We start from the raw sequence: 20,249 nt of genomic DNA, 5'->3' as shown, positions 1-20,249 counted from the left end.
ATTTTCTTTTTTCAACCTCGTTGCTGTTTTGCGGCAACGAATAATAATATACCATCTGAATTCTTTTCTTGCAATAGTTTTTTTGAAAAAAGTTTCATTTTATGAAAAATAAAAAGCGCCACAGATCAAATGGCGCTTTTGTTGATGTATTAACGGTTTCTCATTTGCGGGAAAAGCAGTACATCTCTGATTGATGGAGAATTTGTTAGCAGCATGATTAATCGGTCGATACCGATTCCTAGTCCGCCTGTTGGCGGCATGCCATATTCTAATGCTTCAACAAAATCGTCATCCATGAGATGCGCTTCGTCATTTCCTTCTTCGCGTTCTTTTAATTGAGCTTCAAAGCGTTCTCTTTGGTCGATTGGATCATTCAGTTCAGTGAATGCATTTGCATGCTCGCGACGCACGATGAATAGTTCAAAGCGGTCCGTGAAGCGCGGGTCTTCAGGATTTTTCTTAGCTAATGGAGAAATCTCAACTGGGTGCCCGTAAATAAAAGTAGGCTGAACCAGTGTTTCTTCTACTTTTTGCTCGAAGAACTCATTGATAATATGACCTACTGTCATGTTTTTTGTGATTTCAACATCGTGATCAGCAGCATGCTGTTTTGCTTCTTCTACAGACATCTCCTGCCAGAAGTCTACACCTGTTGCTTCTTTGACTGCTTCAACCATATGGAGTCTCTTCCATTCAGGTTTTAGATCAATTTGATCTTCTCCATATTGAATTGTTGTTGTTCCCAGCACCTCTTGGGCAATATGAGCAATCAAGTTTTCCGTTAGGTTCATGATGTCTTTATAGTCTGCATATGCTTCATACAGCTCAATCATAGTAAATTCCGGGTTATGACGAGTTGAGACTCCTTCATTACGGAATACGCGACCAATCTCGTATACTTTCTCTAGACCACCGACAATTAGACGTTTTAAATGCAGCTCGATCGCAATACGCATATAAAGTGGCATATCAAGTGCATTGTGATGAGTAATGAAAGGACGAGCTGATGCACCACCAGGGATGCTATGCATTGTTGGTGTTTCAACTTCTAGGTATCCTTTTGAATCTAAGTATCTTCTCATTGATTGAATGATTTTGCTTCGCATGATGAACGTCTGCTTACTTTCTGGATTGACAATCAGGTCAAGGTAACGCTGACGATAGCGTTGTTCTACATCTTTTAGTCCGTGATATTTATCAGGGAGCGGGCGAAGTGCTTTTGTAAGAACCTCAAAGCTAGTCGCTTTAATTGAAAGTTCTCCTACATTCGTTTTAAATACGGTTCCCGTCACACCGATAATATCGCCTAGGTCCGAGCTTTTGAATAATTCGTAAGCTTCTTCTCCTACACTATCTTTACGTACATAGATTTGAATTTGTCCTTCTAAGTCTTGAATGTGCGCAAAGCCAGCTTTCCCTTTTCCGCGTTTTGTCATCATACGGCCAGCAATTGTTACTTGAGCTGCTTTTTCTTCTAAGTCTTCTTTTGAAAACTCGTCATATTCAGCAATAATTTGTGCGGATTGATGAGAACGGTCATATCGTTCACCGAATGGATCGATACCCTCTTCTCTCATTTTATTCATTTTGTCACGTCTTACTTGGAATTGATCATTTAATTCTTCGTTATTAAGCCCTTCATTACTCATTTATATCACTCCAATAATGTATTTTGCAGAGAAAAGCAGAAAAACTGCCAGTACGTGCACTAGCAGTGAGCTACAAAAAGAAAGATAGTCTTATCCTACTTTTATTCTTTGAAGCTCTTTTGCCTCGGCTTCGATCGTAAAGTCATCTAGAACTTTTACAAGCTCCGCTCTCGTTTCACTTTGATTGATTTGGTTTCTTACATCTGCATTGCCTCGGACACCTTTTAAGTACCATGCTGCATGTTTTCTCATTTCTCTGACAGCCACATGCTCACCTTTCAGGTCTATGAGTCTGTCTAAGTGAAGTTTGCACACAGACATTTTCTCACGCACATTAGGCTCTTCTTTTAGTTCACCCGTTTCTAAATAATGAACCGTCCGGTAAATCATCCACGGGTTTCCTAGTGCGGCTCTTCCGATCATGACAGCATCTGCACCCGTTTCATCAAGCATACGTTTTGCATCTTGAGGGGTTTTGACATCTCCATTGCCGATGACTGGAATGGAAACAGATTGTTTGACCTCTTTTATAATATCCCAATTCGCTGTTCCTTCGTACATCTGCACACGTGTCCGTCCGTGAAGCGCAACCGCTTGTCCGCCTGCTCGTTCAACAGCACGGGCATTTTCGATAGCGAAGATATGGTCTTCGTCCCAGCCCATTCTCATTTTCACCGTAACAGGTTTATCTACAGCTTCTACGACTGCGGATACCATTTCGTAAATCTTGTTTGGATCCAGCAGCCATTTCGCTCCTGCGTCACATTTCGTGATCTTTGGTACAGGACATCCCATATTAATATCAATAATGTCCGCCGTTGTATTCTGGTCTACAAACTTGGCCGCTTCTACGAGCGTGTCCTTTTCTCCCCCAAATATCTGAAGGCTCAACGGTTTTTCACGTTCATCAATGTACAGCATGCCCATCGTTCTGGCATTATTAATCAAGATCGCTTTGTCACTGACCATTTCAGCGCAGACTAAGCCCGCTCCAAACTCTTTCACAGTGAGTCTGAAAGCAGAGTTACACACACCAGCCATTGGTGCGAGCACTACTTTGTTTTTAATTTCGATATCTCCGATTTTAAACATCATGTCCCCTCCTTTCTTCTTCAAGTATTGGTGAAAGTTCTTCCACCGTTATATTTAAAGCATCTGCTATTTGACCAACCATTTGGTTTGTTGGTAATCGATTGCCTCGCTCAATTTCCCCTAAGACAGAGACAGAGATGCCCAGTCTTTTGGCGAACCCTTCCTGAGTATACCCTTTTAGCTTTCGGTATGCACGAATTCTTCTACCCCACATGTCTTTTTCCATATGCTTACACCTTCTTGGTCTGTTACGGCGTTTATCTGGGCTTCGCCGATTTCTGGGCAAATCTCACTCATCGGAACAAGAACGAATAAACGTTCGTACATTCTAGGATGCGGTACTACAAGTTGTTCTGTTTCAATATTTTCACGATTATAAAGTAAAATGTCAAGGTCAGCTGTCCGTGGACCCCACCTCACTTCTCTTGTTCTGCCTAACTCCTGCTCAATGTTCTGAGTCAGTGATAGAAGTTCTTCGGGACGAAGCGAGGTGGAAATCTTCACAGCCATGTTCAAGAAGTCATCCTGATTCTCGTAGCCTACAGGTGTTGTCTCATATATAGATGAAATGGATTCAACTTGAACACCTGGATGTTCGTGAAGTTTTTTGACAGCTTCTTTTAAGTAGGTTTCCTTTTTTCCTATGTTTGAGCCTAAAGCGATATATGCTGTATTGTTCATGCGCGTGATCTCGTCATTTCAATGGCAACGGACTGATAGTGTCCTGGAATTGGCGGATCTGGTTTGATTACTTTTACTGTACATTCTTGAACTGTCGGAAAGTCCTTTAACACTTGGTTTGCAATTCTTTCTGTCAGCGTTTCAACGAGGTTCACTGGGTCCCCTTCTACAATATTTTTGCAGATGTTGTAGAGCTCAGCATAGTTGATGGTCTCATTTAGGTCATCCGTTTGTCCTGCCTTACTTAAATCAAGTGAAGCTGTTAGGTCCACACGAAAGCGCTGGCCTAGTTTATTCTCTTCTGCAAATACACCGTGATAGCCGTAAAATTCCATTCCGTTTACATATACTTTATCGATGATAAGCGCCTCCTTTATTCAGCATGGCATCCATCATTTTTGCCATTCTTGCGATTTCTTTTACATCGTGCACTCGGACCATCGCGCTGCCCTTTTGAATCCCAAGACAGACCGTTGCACCCGTTCCTTCAGTACGTTCTTCAGGCGGCAGGTCTAAAACTGCACCGATGAATCGTTTGCGGGATGTTGCTAGAAGCAGCGGATACCCTAGGTGGCAAAAATGTTCAAGTTCATTCATGACCATGAGGTTGTCAGTTTTATTTTTCGCAAATCCTACACCAGGGTCTAATATAATCATGTCATCACGGACACCCGCTTGTTTTACAATTTGAACACTTTCTTTCAGATCTGCAATCATATCTGAAATCAGATGGGTGTAATTCCGCTCTGGTCGATTGTGCATTAAGATGATTGGCACGTTGTGCTTCGCTGCCACATGCGCCATTTGAGGATCAGCTTTCGCCCCCCATACATCATTAATGATTGAGGCTCCCGCTTTCACTGCCTCATCTGCGACATGGGCTTTATACGTATCAATAGAAATAGGTATGTCCAATTCTTTTGTGATCTTCTCAATGACAGGAATGACCCTTGAAAGCTCCTCTTGCTCTGAGACAAGTGCCGCCCCCGGCCGAGTCGATTCACCGCCAATATCAATAATATGCGCCCCATCTTCTATGAGCTGCGTTGCATGAGCCAGCGCTTTATCAATTTGATTGAATTTTCCTCCATCTGAAAAAGAGTCCGGTGTGACATTTAAAATGCCCATGACCAATGTCTTTTCTTCATAACTAAGGGTATGGTGCTTGGCTTGTATGATTTTAGGCTGTTTTATCAATTGTTGTGTCATTGTGTCCACCTACTCTTTATGTTCTAGACGTTCTTTTGTATATTCTGTTCTCAGCTTGGTCGAAATCGTTCGGTTGTGGTTTTGCAGGACGGTGTCTCCGATATTTTTAAAAGGCACAATTCCCTGAACCGAATTGGTCATCCACGCCTCATCAGCTGAGAGCAAGTGTGAGAGTGGATATCTTCCTTCTATTAGTGGGATCCCCGAAGCTTGCAGCGTTTCGATACAATATCGACGGGTAACCCCGTTTAAAATGCCGGTATCAAGTGAAGGTGTATAGATCACATCTTTTTTTCGCCAAAATAGATTTGACGTAATTCCTTCTGCCACATCGTCTTCTTTTGTTAAAAAGATCCCTTCTACCGACGGATCGTTCCCTACTTCTCTTTTCGCCAGCAGGTTGTTCATGTAATGATGCGACTTGAGCCGTCTTGGACCTTCTGGTGTGTTTCTTCTTGTATCAAGAATGATTCCCTGTTTTTCATCTACTATTGATTCAGGCCGGAAGGGGGAGATCATCACAAAAACAACAGGCTCCTCATAAGGGTCTGCAGAAAATCCATTACCTCTGCCCGCAGAAACATTGAAGCGGATCCTCGCATAACCGTCCGTTATTTGGTTTTGATTGAATAATGTATGAATGATGTCGAGTACAAATGGTTTCTCTATTGTGGATTCGATGCAAAGGTCACGCAATGATTGATTGAGCCTTTCAAGATGCCAGTCTAACAAGAAGACTTGTCCTGCTAGAGAGGTAAATGTTTCGAATACACCGATGCCATATAGAAAACCATGATCAAAAGGAGAAAGAGTCGCGTCTTTCTCCTCTATATACTGACCGTTCAGGTAAATGATCATGCGTTTACTTCATTCCCCTTTTTACGATAGGTTTCAATGAAATTTCTGAGCATTTCCTTACCGAAGGATGTCATAATTGATTCTGGATGGAATTGAACACTTTCAATCGGAAGTTCTTTATGGCGAATGGCCATGAGTTCGCCTTCCTTTGTGCTCGCTGTTCTGACAAAGCACTCCGGCAGCGTCTCGTCTTTAACAATTAATGAATGATATCTCGTTGCGACGAGCGGATTTTGGAGTCCCGTGAAGACACCTTTGCCGTCATGTTCAATCTCTGATGTTTTCCCATGCATTAACCGCTCCGCACGAATGACATCTCCACCAAATACTTGTGCAATGGATTGATGACCTAAACAGACACCGAAGATCGGAATCTTCCCAGCAAAATGTTTGATCGCTTCCATACTAATTCCTGCTTCATCCGGACTGCAAGGTCCTGGAGAAATCATCAGAAAGTCTGGCTTGAGCTCTTCGATTTCTTGAATAGTGACTTGATCGTTTCGTTTTACAATCAGTTCTTCCCCAAGCTCACCTAAATACTGGACCAGGTTGTACGTAAATGAATCGTAATTATCAATCATTAATATCATACTCTGCTCACCTCTAACTCAAAATAGTCTCTTCTTTGCTCAACTGTAATGCTTTTTTCACTGCATAGGCTTTTTTAATCGATTCTTTGTATTCGTGCTTTGGTACAGAATCGATGACAATGCCTGCACCTGACTGCATGAAGGCTCTGCCCCCTGTACAATAAGCCGTGCGAATGACGATATTAAAATGCATATCTTGATTGAATCCAAACCAGCCTATAGATCCAGTATAAAGCCCACGCCTTGTCGGCTCAAGCTCTTCTATGATTTCCATTGTTCTCACTTTTGGCGCACCTGTAATTGTGCCGCCTGGGAATACAGCTCTCATGACATCTACTGCATCACAATCATCACGCAGCTCCCCTTGGACATTTGATACAATGTGCATCACGTGTGAATATTTCTCAATGGCCATAAACTCGTTCACCTTGACTGAGCCATAAGTAGACACTCGTCCAAGATCATTCCGCTCAAGATCAACGAGCATCACATGTTCTGCGCGTTCTTTTTCATCTTCAATGAGTTCTTTTGCCAGCGCTTGATCTTCCGCATCATCCTTGCCTCTTGATCTTGTGCCAGCGATCGGTCTTGTTTCGAGCTGAATGCCTTTTTTCTTAATAAGCAGCTCTGGAGATCCACAGACAATTTGGAAATCTGGCGTGTGCAGATATGACATATATGGAGATGGATTCACGTGACGTAATGTTTTGTATAAATGATATGGGTGGGTATGAAGCTGTTCATCTTGTCTAATGGATAGGTTCACTTGGAACACGTCACCGCTGGCGATATATTGTTTAATCGTTTCTACAGCTTCCCCGAAAGCTTCTTCAGTAAAAGGTGCAGCAGGTACACATTCCGAAGAAGACACGTTAACAGGTGAATGTGTTGATTCTTCGGATGTGCTTGTCCAGCTTTGCTTTAATTCTTCGAGTCTTTGATGAACTTCACTGACAGGTTCGTCTCCTTCTGTATGAGTGATCAGCCAGAGGACGTCTTTATTATGATCAAAGACAGCGACATCATTGAATACGAGGAAATACAAATCAGGCGTCTTCAAATCATCGATGGACAGCATTTTAAAATGCTCGATATATCTTGCGTAATCATAGCTTAAAAATCCAATCGCTCCACCTTGGAAGTCAGGATATTCGTCGTTCGTTTCGGTTTGTAGGGTTTGAAACCAATCAGCAAATGCCCTAAAAGGATCTCCCTCTTTGAACAACACCTCATTCTGATAATGGATGGTGGTCATCCCGTCCTTCCCTTTCGCTTTAGCGATCGGATGAATGCCGGCAATACTGTATTCTCCGCCACGTGCACTTTCAAGAAGGACGTGATGTGATTCATGAGCCGTTAATTGTTCGTATCGTTTCAAGAATGCTTCTTTCGTAAAAGGAATTTTGATGCCCATCGGCCTACGTTGTGTCATGTTATCATCCTTTTTCATTTTCATTAATCTTATTGTAATGCAATCCAATTTATTTAGAAAATAGTATTTGCTTTCCATCTTCAGAATTCATGAAAAAACCCCAGCAAATGCTGGGGTGTATTGTTTAATCAAATTGATAAAGCGGCGTACTAAGGTAACGTTCACCGTTACTTGGAATAATCGCTAGAACCTTTTTCCCTTTACCAAGCTTCTTCGCTGTTTGAAGCGCTGCATAAATGGCTGCTCCTGAAGATATACCACCAAGGATTCCTTCTTCTTTCGCTGCCTTTCTTGCAAGTTCAAATGCATCTTCGTTTTTCACTTGGATAATGCCGTCATATACTTCTGTGTTCAAGATAGATGGAACAAACCCTGCTCCGATGCCTTGAATTTTATGCGGACCTGGTTTCCCGCCTGATAGTACAGGAGAATCTGTTGGTTCTACCGCATAAAGCTGAATAGATGGAATGGCTTCTTTCAGGACTTCACCAGCACCTGTAATCGTACCACCCGTACCAACTCCTGCAATAAATGCATCAAGGTCGCCGTCAAACTGTTCAAGAATCTCTTTCCCTGTTGTGCGGCGGTGAATCTCAGCGTTGGCTTCATTGCTAAACTGCTGAGGCATGAAGTATCCGTGCTCTTCTGCTAATTCTTCTGCTTTTTTGATGGCACCTTTCATTCCTTCTGCACCCGGTGTTAAGACAAGCTCTGCACCGTAAGCGCGTAAAAGGTTGCGGCGCTCCTGACTCATTGTATCCGGCATAACTAAAATCGCATTGATTCCTTTTGCAGCTGCGACCATCGCAAGACCGATTCCTGTGTTTCCACTTGTAGGCTCAATGAGTGTGTCGCCAGCTTTTAATGTACCTTTTGCTTCAGCATCTTCGATCATCGCTAACGCAATACGATCTTTTACACTGCTGCCTGGGTTCATATATTCAAGTTTCAAGTAGACATCCGCACTGTCTTCATCTACTAAACGGTTTAATTTAACGACTGGTGTATTTCCTATTAGTTCAAAAACTGAATTTGCAATACGAGCCATCACTAACACCTCTATCTCCGAGTAATTTTATTGTATTAATATTAAATTATCAATTTCGAAAAATTTTGTCAATGCTTTTAGTCCTGCTCTCCATCGTAAAACCATGTGACTTTTGCTTCTTTCCACAGGGTTTTGACATTCGCCTTTTCACCCAGATCTTCCATGGCGATCTGCCTTTTGATCTGATCTTTGACTTCTTCATAAGAGAAGGAGCGGCCATTTAATTTTTCTTTTAATTGTATGATGGCATAACCATTTTTGATCTCGATCGGCTCTTTCGTCCATTCATCTGGCTGAAGCTTTTGGGCTTCTTGTATGTATAGGGCTGGAATGCTTTCTTGCTCTTCTGTGACAAATCCAAGATCTCCGCCGTAAGGAGAGGTATATCGATCGGTGGATCGTTCAGCTGCTACAGCTTCGAAACTAGATCCGCCCTTTAAATCTTTTAATACACTTTGTGCCTCGTCTTTTGTTTTCACAACAATGTGTCGAATTCGGTATGAGTCATCATATTGATACAAGTCTTTGTTTTTTTCATAAAAGGATTTGGCTTCTTTTTCAGAAACGACCGCATCTCTCGTTAGAAGCTGTTCTAATAAAATTTGATAACGAATCTGCTCTTTCCATTCCTTTTCACTTGTATGACCGTCTTCGTAGAAATTATTAGATACCGCTTTCAGCATCAGCAGCTCACGATTGATCTCTTTTGAAGATACCTCCAGCTTGTTTTCTTTCGCAAGCTGATTGACTACCTTCTGATTAATCATTTGTTCAAGTGTTGCCTTTCCGTAGCGGTCTTCCATTTTCTTTAACCATTCTTGACGTGTGACTTTCTCTTTCCCAATAGAAGCAATTTCTTCACCGCTCTTCCCATTTGAAGAAGCCTGCGACATTTGTGACTTTGTTAATACATATGCAATGACAACGGCATTAATCATGAGCAGAACGAGAATAAATGTCCATACCACTCTTGCTTTCAGTCTCATCTTTCGTCTCCTTTCCATTCTAAAAAGAAAACCCGCTGCTTAGAGCTTAGCGGGTTATTTCTTCACGTAGCTCTTCTAGCTCTTCTTTTGTAAATACATACGTTTCGTTACAAAAATGGCATTGAGCTTCTGCTTGTCCGTCTTGTTCAATCATATCCTCAATTTCGGCTTTCCCTAGGCTGATAATACCGTTGGCAAACCGTTCTTTTGAGCAGTTACAAGAAAATTCGACAGGTACAGTTTCTAAGATTTGAGGTTTTTCACCGAGCACTTCTTCTAAAATTTCTTCAGGAGTCATCCCTTTTTCAATCAGTTTAGAGATCGGTTCAATGGTTGATAATCTCTTTTCGAGTCTTTCGATGACTGCATCTTCTGTTCCAGGCAGCAATTGAATGATGAAACCGCCTGCTGCAAGGATCGAGTTGTCTGGATTGACAAGAACACCCACACCTACAGAGGATGGCACTTGTTCAGAGGAGACCAGGTAATAAGTAAAGTCATCTCCAATTTCACCTGAGACAATTTCCGTTTGCCCTGTAAAGTGGTCTTTCAGTCCGATATCTTTGACAACACTTAACGTTCCAGATGTTCCAACAGCACGTCTAACGTCCAGCTTCCCATGTTCATTTAAATCAAAGTGAACTTGTGGGTTTGAGACATATCCGCGCACCTGACCTTTTGCGTTTCCATCTGCAATGATGGCTCCGATCGGCCCACCGCCTTCAATTTTGACAGTTAATTTATTCTCGCCTTTCAGCATGGCTCCCATCATGACAGTCGCTGTCATGGTTCTGCCGATTGCAGCTGAAGCAGTTGGCCACGTATGGTGTCTTCTCTGCGCTTCGTTGATTGTATCTGTTGTGTTCGCAGCATACGCACGGACTTTCCCGTCATATGCTAACGCTTTAACTAAATAATCCATTTTGATTAAACCCTCCTATAATACACCGACACGATTGCGTTCATAAATTAATTGAAGTCCTTTTAATGTGAGGAACGGATCGACAATATCAATACAGTCTGATTCATTTCCAATCAATGTAGACAAACCGCCTGTTGCAATGACTTTCGGTGTTTGTTTGGCTTGCTGCTTCATCCGTTTCACTATGCCCTCGACTTGACCAACATATCCATAAAGGATGCCGGATTGCATCGCACTGATGGTATTTTTTCCAACAATGTGATCTGGACGGACAATTTCAATTCTCGGCAGCTTAGCCGCTCTTGTATATAAAGCTTCTGTTGAGATGGTAATACCCGGTGCAATTGCGCCACCCATGTATTGTTTTTGTTCATTGATATAGCAGTAGGTTGTGGCCGTTCCAAAGTCTACCACAATGAGAGGCGCCCCATACAGGTGAATGGCCGCCACTGCGTTCACAATTCGATCAGCGCCGACTTCCTTTGGATTATCACACATAATGTTTAATCCAGTCTTCATGCCAGGCCCAACGATTTGAGGAGTAATGTGAAAATACTTTTCGCACATTCTTTCCAGAGCAAACATCATTGGCGGGACAACAGAAGAAATGATAATCCCTTCTATCTGGTCAAACATCAGCCCTACATAGTCAAATAAGGATCGGATTGCCATACCAAATTCATCTTCTGTTTTATGACGGCTTGTTTCAATCCGCCAATGGTAGTTCAAATCGCCATTATGATAAACACCTAAAACGGTATTTGTGTTTCCTACATCTATCACGAGTAACAACTTCATCACCACTTTGAATAGTGTCTCAAAAAGAGCATTTTTCGACTTTCTATCATACCATACACGAATTGAGTTCCATTTGTAAACAATTCGAAACCGATCCATTCATGAATCGAAATAAAAAAAGCTGCCGGTGAGCCCGACAGCTTTTTATAGAAGGAGATTAGATCTCCTCGTCTTCTTCTTTTTTCTTGATGTTCACTTTCACATCATCGTTTTTCTCTTCGTCATCTGCGTATACACGCTCTGGAAGCTTTCCAGTTTCGTAAAGAGATTTAATTTGTTCAGCATCTAATGTTTCCACTTCTAGAAGAGCCTGTGCGATGATTTCTAGCTTATCTTTATTCTCAGTGAGAATTTGTTTCGCACGTTCGTAGCTTTCTTTGATGAAGCGCTGAACTTCTTGGTCAATTTCATAAGCGATCGCTTCACTATAATTCGGCTCGTTGTTAAAATCACGGCCAAGGAATACTTGACCTCCTTGTGCTTGACCGAATTGTAGAGGACCAAGTTTATCAGACATACCGAATTCTGTGACCATTCTTCTTGCAATACCTGTTGCACGCTGGAAGTCGTTGTGTGCGCCTGTACTTACTTCACCAAACGTAATTTCCTCTGCAACACGGCCGCCGAGCAAGCCGACGATTTTATCAAGAAGCTCTGGCTTCGTTTGGAAATAACGGTCTTCTCTTGGAAGCATGACCGCATATCCGCCTGCCTGACCACGAGGAACGATCGTTACTTTATGCACCATATCCGCTTCGTCTAGGATAAGCCCAATGACGGTATGACCTGCTTCATGGTACGCCACGATATTACGTTCTTTCTTCGAAATGACACGGCTTTTCTTAGCCGGTCCAGCAATGACACGGTCAGTCGCTTCGTCGATATCACGCATATCAATTTTCTTTTTGTTTTGACGGGCAGCAACAAGTGCTGCTTCGTTTAGTAAGTTCTCAAGATCTGCCCCAGAGAACCCTGGTGTTCTGCTTGCAATGGCTTTCAAGTTGACTGTATCATCAAGCGGTTTGTTTTTCGCATGAACCTTCAGTACTTCTTCACGGCCAATGACATCTGGGCGGTCAACCGTAATTTGACGGTCAAAACGTCCCGGACGTAGCAATGCAGGATCTAGGATATCTGCACGGTTCGTTGCAGCAATGATAATAATCCCTTCGTTGGCACTAAAACCATCCATTTCAACAAGAAGCTGGTTAAGCGTTTGTTCACGCTCATCATGACCACCGCCAAGACCTGCTCCACGCTGACGACCCACTGCATCAATCTCATCAATAAAGATTAAGCAAGGTGCATTCTTTTTCGCATTTTCAAACAAATCACGTACACGTGATGCACCGACACCGACGAACATCTCGACGAAGTCAGAACCACTGATGCTGAAGAAAGGAACGCCTGCTTCTCCTGCAGATGCTCTCGCAAGCAATGTTTTACCTGTACCTGGAGGTCCTACTAGTAAAACCCCTTTAGGGATTCTTGCGCCAAGCTCCGCAAATTTACGTGGATCTTTTAAGAATTCAACCACTTCTACGAGCTCTTGTTTTTCTTCATCCGCACCGGCAACATCTTTAAATTTCACACGTTTCTTCTCTTCTGTGTAAAGCTTTGCCTTACTCTTACCAAAGTTCATGACACGGCTTCCACCGCCTTGAGCTTGGTTCAATAAGAAGAAGAACAGGATAAAGATGATGATGAATGGAATGATGGTTGTCAGAACTTGCAGCCATCCATTTGTTTCAGGTGCTGGTTCTACTTTTACATCTGTATTCTTCAGTGCACTGTAAATCTGGTCAACACCTTGACCATCTGGAACATGGGTAATGAAGTATTCATCTTTCTTCGCGCCATCTAATTGACCACGAATTTCATAAACCCCTCTTACAGGCTGGATGGAGATACTCTCCACTTTTCCCGCACTTAAATTTTGCGAAAATTTGCTGTAAGACATGTTCTCAGGCTTTTGATTAGGGGATCCTAACCAACTGACAACCCCTATCACAAGTAATAAAATAAGTATATAAAAAATCGTATTACGAAAAACCCGATTCATTCCTTACCTCCTCCCACAGTAAGCACAACTATGTTCAATAGTATCATAGAAAATCATTCCAACACAACCAATAACCTCATGTAAACGTGTGCTCATTAGCCTTCGTAAACAGATGGTTTTAACACTCCAATATACGGGAGGTTTCGGTAACGTTCGGCAAAATCCAATCCATAGCCAACAACAAATGCATCTGGTACTTCAAACCCAACATAATCTGCTTTGATGTCTGCTTTGCGGCCGCTTGGTTTATCAAGCAATGTCACAATTTTAATGGAGTTTGCTTTACGGTATCGGAAAAGCTCTACCAGATAACTCAAAGTTAACCCACTGTCGATGATATCTTCCATAATTAGAATATCTCTTCCTTCAACAGAAGTATCTAGATCTTTGATGATCTTCACTTCTCCAGAAGATACGGTAGACTTTCCGTAGCTAGATACATCCATAAAATCAAGCTCTAAATATGTATCAATGTGTTTGATCAGGTCTGCCATGAATGGAAGAGCCCCTTTCAAAACACCAATAGCCAGGGGAAATTTACCATCATAATCGCTGGTTAATGTTGCACCCAGTTCCTTCACTTTTAGCTGGATCTCTTCTTCTGAGATCAAAATCTTTTCAATATCTTGTTTCATGCTTTTGCTTGCCCCCTACAAATTTTCGTGCTGTCTATATTGTAATACAATGAGATCGCTGTTTGTCATATCAATTTCTTCAAAAACGGATTTTTTCAGACCTGGGATCCAGATGATTTGATGATCCGAGTCAGTGACGATCGGCCAGCTGTCTCTTTCTGCAAGAGGCACTTTTTTATCAATAAATATATCTTTCACCTTTTTTGATCCATTCATCCCTTTAAGTTTGATTCGATCACCGTTTTTTCGTGAGCGAATGATCAAAGGAAGACGAACATGATCTTTTTGAAGCAAGAAAAAATGGTTTCCGTTCCGTGCATCCTCCGGAACATGATTTGATACTAAGATAGACTGTCCATTCGGGAGAAAAAGTTCCTCGCCAAGCTCACCTTTTAAATGATGAGTATATGACTGATCTATGACAAGCGATCGTTCAAAGGTAAACATACAGTGATCATAAGATTTGACAGCTTGTAAACCTTTTGGCAAATCTAATGATCCAGACGGTTGATCAGTATGAGATAACCAGTCCAAAGTCCCTAGAATATGCTGGTTTGAAAACGCTGATTGAGTGTTTTCATAAAGATAGTTTAATATTAGTTGAATGCCTCTTCTTTGTAAAGGCAAAGGCAGGTCAAGCAAAGGCTTCGTTTTGATCTCAATTTGCTTAGGCATTTGATTCGTAATGACTTGATGCATTTGATCCTTTGTTAATGCCTGCAAGTACTGCTCATCCTCAGTCAGCATGTCACTTACAAACTGAAAGCTTTCATGCACATAAGGTGCCTCTTCTTTTAACACGGGAAGAACGTGTCTTCTGATCCGGTTTCTCAAGTAGTCATCGGTGTGATTGCTTTGATCAATGACATAAGGAACTTGTTCTTTTTCGCAAGCAGTGAGTACATCATCCTTAGAATATCCAATCAGCGGACGAATCAGCCACCCTTCTTGAAAAGGGCGCTTTGCTTGCATACCTGCGAGTCCTATTCCAACAGTCCCTCTTGTCAGCCTCATCACCATTGTTTCTACTTGATCGTCTCCATGATGTGCAAGCGCTATAAATTGAGCGCTGTACTGTTCCATCAATTGACGAAAGAAAGCATATCTGCACTCTCTTGCAGCTGCCTGTTTGTTTAAGCGGTTTTCTTTTGCATATTGGGTGACCTGTATACGAGCCGATTCAAAAAGGATCTCATGCTCTTTACAGTACGCTTCAACAAATGCCAAATCAGCAAAGGATTCTTCTCCTCTGAACATGTGATCTACATGGGCTGCAATCAGCTGAAAGGAACCTTTTCGACGTTTGTTTAGTTCATGCAGCAAGAGCATAGAATCTGGTCCGCCAGAAACCCCGACAATGACTGTCGTATTTTCAAGGAAAACATCATGTTTTTTCAAAAAAGATTCAATTCTATTCACAACTTCCTCCTCACAAAGAGCAGGTAATTTAAAGATATACATATCCTATCACTTTCATTAGCTCCAAGCAAAGAAGAAGCCTGCTTTTTTACAGCTCTATAATAGGAATAAAACCACATAGGCACAGTAAAGAGCGAGCACACTGCATAAGATGAGAATGGTTTCAAAAAGACCGCCTGATTTTTTACGTACTGATGTTCTTTTCGCAGCAGCAACTCTTGATCGTGAAGGTGCGGCCTGTTGATGTTGGGGAACAGCTGGCTTTTGCCTATTTTGCTGTGATGGCTTCTTCTGTCGTGATTTTCTTGAAGCAAGCAATTGTCCTTCTTTCAGCATCGCGCTTTTCATGTCTGCCGCTGATTGATATTTACCTTGGAGAGCCGCTTTTAACACCCTCTCATATCGCTTTAATAAAGGATGTCCTTCAATCGCTCGATAAAGCTGCTTTTCTGGTTCTGCCCCTTTTTTAAATTCTTTTTTATAGGCACAGTTCACCATGACCATACTTAAGGCAAATAGATCATAAGAAGGTTCTGCTTTTCTTGTACCGAAGCCCCAGTAGCCGCGGTCAAAAAACTCGGTGTATTCCTTAATAGCCCTTCCTGCCTTCGTTGTTCCTCCAACATCAATACATCGAATCGTAGCTGGGGGGCCTGAAACGATGAGATTATCAGGCTTCAAGTCACCGAAGATCCAGCCTTCCTTATGTAAGTGAGCAAGGTTAGATAACAGTTGAATCATGAGAACGACGATCCATTCATCGCCTTTTTGCTTCACAAATTCAAGCAGCAATGGCCCTCTGACATACTCCATGACATAAAACGACCGTTTCTCTGACATTCCAGGATAAAGAGCATCATCCATATCATAAAAAGAAGGCCCCATGGTTTTCACAGGAGCCTTTGAAAAGGATTTTAATACATTGACTTCAGATGCAATGAGCATACTGTCATCACTCACTTTAAGGGCCACTTGTCCCTTTGGCGATTCGGCCAGATAAACCACACCGTTCGCCCCTTTTCCCAGCTCTTTTACAATGCGGTAATGTTGATGATGCCACTTTCCTTTTATCATTGTACCTAATGGGATGTTAGAAGCCGAATTCATCATGTTCTTCCTTCGCTTCAAGCAGCCCTTTTCGTGAACGAACTGATTTGAAATGCTGGAGTGCTTCTCGAATTGCTGGTCCTGTCGGTGTAATTCCTCCTGTTGTCAGCTTCGGGAAAATCGATGATAACGAATCGAACCGTGGCGTCCAGTTCAACACAATTTCTGCATCTGAGTTTTTCCCGGGAAATACACACATCCCAAACTGATTTTCACCAATTCTCGAATTTAGACTAATAGAGAGATCGATGAGTGCTTCTTTGACCGTTGGCAACTTCGGTTTCATACTTGCACTCGTATCCACAAGCACAAGCACTTGAAGATGAACAGTCTCACCGAGCTCATCCACAACTTCCATCACTTCTCCACGCTTATCTGGGGGAAGTTCTTCAATTTCAGTATCTTTGCCAAGAATTTGCTGCAATTCTTTATTCACAACACCTTGTAACGTTTGCGTCATCGCCTTTTTTGTAACCATTTGTACGGTTTGAGACAATTGCTGAACGTAGACAACTTGATGAATGCCTCCGCCTGCTAGAGCAATCCCCTCTACTTCTTTCATCGCTTCATGATCGTGTCTGTTCTCTTCCATAATGCCAATGACATTGACTGTGATCCCTTGCTCCTTTGCCAATGCGGCAATCGCAAGTGGGTCTTCCCCATGATTTGAGCAGCCATCTGTAATCAGTAAGATTTGGTTTACGTGACCTTTTCGCATCTTCATTCCTCCTGGGATTGTAACTGAATGCTTATATCCCCATCATCGCCAGAAGAAATTCATATTATACGATATTTCAAGAAATCTCTTGTTTCTGAAGGTAGAATGTACCTGTCGGAATGGATGCCCATTTTGGTGTATTGTGGTCGAGCCTAATAACGACAACCGTCATATCGTCATCGATTTGACCTGCTCTTGTGCGAATGACCTCCTCCATTAATAAATCAGCAATCTCTTGCGGATCTTCTGTTTTAAAGCTCTTCATTTTTCGTTTGACCCACAAATCATGATTTTCGATATGCTTTGGTCCTTCAAAGATACCGTCGCTCATCATGATAAGGAGATCTCCTGCCTTCATCTGTTCACTCACCACTTCTACTTCAAATTCATCAATAATACCAATAGGCAAGTTGCTGGCCTGTACCTTCATCACTTGATCACCACGTTTAATAAAACTTGGGGTGGAGCCAATCTTGAGGAACTTACAGCTCGCATCCTGTAAATCAATGATGGATAAGTCTAATGTGGAATAGACTTCATCTGTTGTCCGTAAAGATAAAATGCTATTAATCGTTTTAATCGCTACTTTTTCATCAATACCAGACGCCAAGATTTTTTCTAACAGCTTGATCGTTTCGTTGCTTTCAAAATGGGCTCTTGCTCCATTTCCCATCCCATCACTAATAGCTGCGGCATATTTACCTGCACCCAGCTCCATCATGCTGTAGCTGTCTCCTGATACTAATCCTCCGCCTTTCGCTGCATGTGCTACACCTGTAGACACTCGATACGATTTTGCAGAACCGAATACAACATGACAATAACCTGTTGGATGCTCCGCACACTGCTCTGCTTTGACTAAAACTTGTTCTTCTAAAATATCCGAGAGCATTGGAGCAATGATTTTTTCGCATTCCCCATGACCTTGGCAATAAGGAATTCTCATCTCTATATCAACATTTCCCTGTTCTAAGCTATAAATTTCAACTTGCTGAATTTCAATTCCAAAGTTCTGAAGTGCTTCTATCATCTGCTCTTCCTGAATAAAATGCTGCTCTCTTTCTCGTTTTATTTCCCGGGAAAAATCCTCCATGACTTGTGAGACACCCATCAGTTGTTCGGCCACAAGGCGCCTGCTGTCTTGGACCTTTTTCTTTAAGGTCTGATTTGCTTTATAGTAAGCTATCTCCTCTTCAATCAATTCTTCTACATGCTTTGATTTTGAGCAGTGCTGACTGAATTTCTTTTTCAACTTCCGGTTATGCTCGTACGTTTTTTCATCAGATTCATGCATAACTTGTTTCATGAGTTCATAGGTTGTATCAAAGTTCTGCACCCAGCATTTATTTTTCTTATAGCACGTTTGACAGGAACGTTCTGTGATCGTACTTAAAAAAAGATCTACATCCTCTTCCTGCTTCTTCTCCTCAGGAATGGATTCGTAAAATGTCGCAAAACTCTCAGACAGCGCATGAAATACATTAGAGAATTGATCTACCTTTTTTGCTGTCACGTCTCGTACTTTTCTGGCATATTGCTGCTGTTCCTGTACATGCTCTACCGTACCAGGAATATATTTTGCCACCTTGGACGTTACTGACTGTGGCGTGAGCAAAAACAGTGCAACTGCGATGAGTGATTCATATAGCGTGGTCATCAGCCCTGCTGACCCTTCACCGTAGAGGGAGATTAGTAAAGAACCCACAATCAAGCCGATGGCGGCTCCTGCTTTTTTCCCCTCTTTTAGTAATCCGCCTAATAAGCCCGAAAAGGCAAGCAGACTCATCTGATAAAGGTTGCCGATGTTGGCGAGACCAAGAATTAATCCAGTTACAACACCCACTGTACAACCAATACTCGCTCCTCCAATAAAGGCAAAGCTCAGCACTACATATCGTGACAAAATATGCTCTGCCTGCATTCCTTGAAATGTGATCCCAGCCAGACCTGTTAAAACTGAAGCAATTAATATCATAAAGCAAATAATTTCTTCAACCTTTAAGGAGTGTTTGATTTTCCTGACTGTAAAAATCGGCAAACTTTGAAGAAAAATCAGTGTCAAAATGAAGGCAAGTCCAGCTTCAACCCCCGCCATCACATAGTCATAGCTTTGAACCGCACCCTGCTCGAGGTATACAAAAGCTCCCCTGGTTATCAGCATGGAGAGCACAATCACAACCGGTAATGTTTTCACTGGGTCTTTGATGATGAATGAAACGACCTTTGACATGAGGAGGAACACGATCAATGACGCAAACACGAATAATGCATTTTGTGGTGATATCGTCATCGCTCCAGCGAGTAAAGCAAGACAAGCAAGCATCGCTTTATCCCTTTTAATGAGCAGCATGGACCCAAAGAAAGGCAATGCAAATGGCATAATTTCAGATAAGATAAAGGCTCGTCCCAATAAAAAGCCCAGAACAACATAAATAAACCCTTTATAGAAAAAAAGAGAATGCGTATGATGAAGAAACAGGTTTTTCATCTTTTTTAACCCTGCACTGATTCTTTCAAACCCGGCTCCCGTTAAATCAGTTCTTCTTTCTAGTTTTTCCATCTTTTCATCCCCCACCTGATATTCGTTGCTTGTCATTATAGCGAAGGTGAAAAAGAAATTTTGTCAAAAGAAGTTGTCGTTTCCATAAAACGTTCGACGCTTTATTTGCCAAAAAGGCATACTTTCTTGAAAGTCGATGTCTTTCATCAGAATTTTACGAAAGCACAAAAAAACAGCTTTCCTATAGAAAGCTGTTTTGAAGATGACCCGTACGGGATTCGAACCCGTGTTACCGCCGTGAAAGGGCGGTGTCTTAACCGCTTGACCAACGGGCCTTGCTTATTGTTCTTTTTAAAAGGATAGCGGCGGAGGGGATCGAACCCCCGACCTCACGGGTATGAACCGTACGCTCTAGCCAGCTGAGCTACACCGCCATAATATAAAATGCGCTAAGAAGCACAAGAACTATAATACAAAGGATTCGCTTGTCCGTCAATAGAAAGTTTTAAATTAAATGGCGAAATCACCAAAAACGTTGAATTT

The 20,249-nt window shown here is 42.1% G+C and carries 19 protein-coding genes and 2 tRNA genes; all 21 read right to left on the bottom strand.

Going from position 1 to position 20,249, the window contains the following annotated elements; translation table 11 throughout:
* Window positions 1-149: 149 nt before the first annotated feature.
* The gene (gene lysS, locus NSQ52_RS00490) at window positions 150-1,649 is read right to left on the bottom strand and encodes a lysine--tRNA ligase (RefSeq protein ID WP_024719373.1); all 1,500 of its coding nucleotides are present in this window, start codon (window positions 1,647-1,649) and stop codon (window positions 150-152) included.
* 90 nt (window positions 1,650-1,739) lie between these two features.
* Window positions 1,740-2,741, bottom strand: a complete 1,002-nt coding sequence (gene dusB / locus NSQ52_RS00485; protein ID WP_035704043.1) for a tRNA dihydrouridine synthase DusB — start codon at window positions 2,739-2,741, stop codon at window positions 1,740-1,742.
* Window positions 2,734-2,967, bottom strand: a complete 234-nt coding sequence (locus NSQ52_RS00480) for a helix-turn-helix transcriptional regulator (RefSeq protein WP_008341798.1) — start codon at window positions 2,965-2,967, stop codon at window positions 2,734-2,736. Before NSQ52_RS00480 ends, dusB begins: the two co-directional genes overlap by 8 nt.
* Window positions 2,919-3,422: a 2-amino-4-hydroxy-6-hydroxymethyldihydropteridine diphosphokinase gene (gene folK / locus NSQ52_RS00475; protein WP_007496156.1), complete on the bottom strand. Its 504-nt coding sequence runs from the start codon at window positions 3,420-3,422 to the stop codon at window positions 2,919-2,921. Before folK ends, NSQ52_RS00480 begins: the two co-directional genes overlap by 49 nt.
* Entirely contained in the window at window positions 3,419-3,781 is a 363-nt protein-coding gene (gene folB / locus NSQ52_RS00470) for a dihydroneopterin aldolase (protein ID WP_024719372.1), read from the bottom strand. Before folB ends, folK begins: the two co-directional genes overlap by 4 nt.
* The gene (gene folP / locus NSQ52_RS00465) at window positions 3,774-4,631 is read right to left on the bottom strand and encodes a dihydropteroate synthase (protein ID WP_024719371.1); all 858 of its coding nucleotides are present in this window, start codon (window positions 4,629-4,631) and stop codon (window positions 3,774-3,776) included. The genes folB and folP overlap by 8 nt, the downstream gene beginning before the upstream one ends.
* 9 nt (window positions 4,632-4,640) lie before the next feature.
* Window positions 4,641-5,489: an aminodeoxychorismate lyase gene (pabC, locus tag NSQ52_RS00460; RefSeq protein WP_024719370.1), complete on the bottom strand. Its 849-nt coding sequence runs from the start codon at window positions 5,487-5,489 to the stop codon at window positions 4,641-4,643.
* Window positions 5,486-6,079, bottom strand: a complete 594-nt coding sequence (pabA, locus tag NSQ52_RS00455) for an aminodeoxychorismate/anthranilate synthase component II (protein ID WP_008341810.1) — start codon at window positions 6,077-6,079, stop codon at window positions 5,486-5,488. The genes pabC and pabA overlap by 4 nt, the downstream gene beginning before the upstream one ends.
* Window positions 6,080-6,092: 13 nt before the next feature.
* Complete coding sequence (locus NSQ52_RS00450) at window positions 6,093-7,511, bottom strand: anthranilate synthase component I family protein (protein ID WP_342473805.1); 1,419 nt, start codon at window positions 7,509-7,511, stop codon at window positions 6,093-6,095.
* Between the two features lie 124 nt (window positions 7,512-7,635).
* Window positions 7,636-8,559, bottom strand: coding sequence for a cysteine synthase A (gene cysK, locus NSQ52_RS00445; protein WP_008341814.1), 924 nt, complete (start codon window positions 8,557-8,559; stop codon window positions 7,636-7,638).
* A gap of 77 nt (window positions 8,560-8,636) precedes the next feature.
* Window positions 8,637-9,539, bottom strand: a complete 903-nt coding sequence (locus NSQ52_RS00440; RefSeq protein ID WP_025206605.1) for a peptidyl-prolyl cis-trans isomerase — start codon at window positions 9,537-9,539, stop codon at window positions 8,637-8,639.
* Between the two features lie 52 nt (window positions 9,540-9,591).
* A complete protein-coding gene (gene hslO, locus NSQ52_RS00435; protein ID WP_007496169.1) occupies window positions 9,592-10,467 on the bottom strand; it encodes an Hsp33 family molecular chaperone HslO in 876 nt (291 codons plus the stop codon).
* Window positions 10,468-10,482: 15 nt separating this feature from the next.
* Window positions 10,483-11,259 (bottom strand): type III pantothenate kinase, encoded by a 777-nt coding sequence (locus NSQ52_RS00430; protein ID WP_008341820.1) that lies wholly within the window; start codon window positions 11,257-11,259, stop codon window positions 10,483-10,485.
* Between the two features lie 163 nt (window positions 11,260-11,422).
* Window positions 11,423-13,327: an ATP-dependent zinc metalloprotease FtsH gene (gene ftsH / locus NSQ52_RS00425; RefSeq protein WP_024719367.1), complete on the bottom strand. Its 1,905-nt coding sequence runs from the start codon at window positions 13,325-13,327 to the stop codon at window positions 11,423-11,425.
* Between the two features lie 95 nt (window positions 13,328-13,422).
* Window positions 13,423-13,962, bottom strand: coding sequence for a hypoxanthine phosphoribosyltransferase (hpt, locus tag NSQ52_RS00420; RefSeq protein WP_007496175.1), 540 nt, complete (start codon window positions 13,960-13,962; stop codon window positions 13,423-13,425).
* 15 nt (window positions 13,963-13,977) lie between these two features.
* Window positions 13,978-15,381, bottom strand: coding sequence for a tRNA lysidine(34) synthetase TilS (gene tilS / locus NSQ52_RS00415; RefSeq protein WP_342473804.1), 1,404 nt, complete (start codon window positions 15,379-15,381; stop codon window positions 13,978-13,980).
* A 96-nt stretch (window positions 15,382-15,477) separates the two neighbouring features.
* Window positions 15,478-16,488 carry a protein kinase gene (locus NSQ52_RS00410; RefSeq protein WP_082136076.1) on the bottom strand — a complete coding sequence of 337 codons (1,011 nt, stop codon included), beginning with the start codon at window positions 16,486-16,488 and terminating at the stop codon, window positions 15,478-15,480.
* The gene (locus NSQ52_RS00405; protein ID WP_008341829.1) at window positions 16,472-17,206 is read right to left on the bottom strand and encodes a VWA domain-containing protein; all 735 of its coding nucleotides are present in this window, start codon (window positions 17,204-17,206) and stop codon (window positions 16,472-16,474) included. The genes NSQ52_RS00410 and NSQ52_RS00405 overlap by 17 nt, the downstream gene beginning before the upstream one ends.
* Before the next feature lie 76 nt (window positions 17,207-17,282).
* A complete protein-coding gene (spoIIE, locus tag NSQ52_RS00400; protein WP_035391551.1) occupies window positions 17,283-19,766 on the bottom strand; it encodes a stage II sporulation protein E in 2,484 nt (827 codons plus the stop codon).
* A gap of 203 nt (window positions 19,767-19,969) precedes the next feature.
* Window positions 19,970-20,041, bottom strand: a tRNA-Glu gene (locus NSQ52_RS00395).
* A 25-nt stretch (window positions 20,042-20,066) separates the two neighbouring features.
* Window positions 20,067-20,140: transfer RNA gene (locus NSQ52_RS00390), tRNA-Met, on the bottom strand.
* Window positions 20,141-20,249 lie beyond the last annotated feature (109 nt).

It is taken from the genome of Bacillus sp. FSL W8-1141 (genome assembly GCF_038593205.1).
GTDB lineage: Bacteria > Bacillota > Bacilli > Bacillales > Bacillaceae > Bacillus > Bacillus altitudinis.
Note: the sequence above shows the minus strand (reverse complement) of the source record. Positions and strands in the feature narration are given on the sequence as shown.

Bases quoted from the DNA above. Each gene is read 5' to 3' on its own strand.
- ftsH (WP_024719367.1), bottom strand. From the start codon at position 13,327: ATGAATCGGGTTTTTCGTAATACGATTTTTTATATACTTATTTTATTA.
- folP (WP_024719371.1), bottom strand. From the start codon at position 4,631: ATGACACAACAATTGATAAAACAGCCTAAAATCATACAAGCCAAGCAC.
- lysS (WP_024719373.1), bottom strand. From the start codon at position 1,649: ATGAGTAATGAAGGGCTTAATAACGAAGAATTAAATGATCAATTCCAA.
- hpt (WP_007496175.1), bottom strand. From the start codon at position 13,962: ATGAAACAAGATATTGAAAAGATTTTGATCTCAGAAGAAGAGATCCAG.
- NSQ52_RS00410 (WP_082136076.1), bottom strand. From the start codon at position 16,488: ATGAATTCGGCTTCTAACATCCCATTAGGTACAATGATAAAAGGAAAG.
- hslO (WP_007496169.1), bottom strand. From the start codon at position 10,467: ATGGATTATTTAGTTAAAGCGTTAGCATATGACGGGAAAGTCCGTGCG.
- NSQ52_RS00480 (WP_008341798.1), bottom strand. From the start codon at position 2,967: ATGGAAAAAGACATGTGGGGTAGAAGAATTCGTGCATACCGAAAGCTA.
- NSQ52_RS00405 (WP_008341829.1), bottom strand. From the start codon at position 17,206: ATGCGAAAAGGTCACGTAAACCAAATCTTACTGATTACAGATGGCTGC.
- spoIIE (WP_035391551.1), bottom strand. From the start codon at position 19,766: ATGGAAAAACTAGAAAGAAGAACTGATTTAACGGGAGCCGGGTTTGAA.
- NSQ52_RS00450 (WP_342473805.1), bottom strand. From the start codon at position 7,511: ATGACACAACGTAGGCCGATGGGCATCAAAATTCCTTTTACGAAAGAA.
- pabA (WP_008341810.1), bottom strand. From the start codon at position 6,079: ATGATATTAATGATTGATAATTACGATTCATTTACGTACAACCTGGTC.
- pabC (WP_024719370.1), bottom strand. From the start codon at position 5,489: ATGATCATTTACCTGAACGGTCAGTATATAGAGGAGAAAGACGCGACT.
- dusB (WP_035704043.1), bottom strand. From the start codon at position 2,741: ATGTTTAAAATCGGAGATATCGAAATTAAAAACAAAGTAGTGCTCGCA.
- folK (WP_007496156.1), bottom strand. From the start codon at position 3,422: ATGAACAATACAGCATATATCGCTTTAGGCTCAAACATAGGAAAAAAG.
- cysK (WP_008341814.1), bottom strand. From the start codon at position 8,559: ATGGCTCGTATTGCAAATTCAGTTTTTGAACTAATAGGAAATACACCA.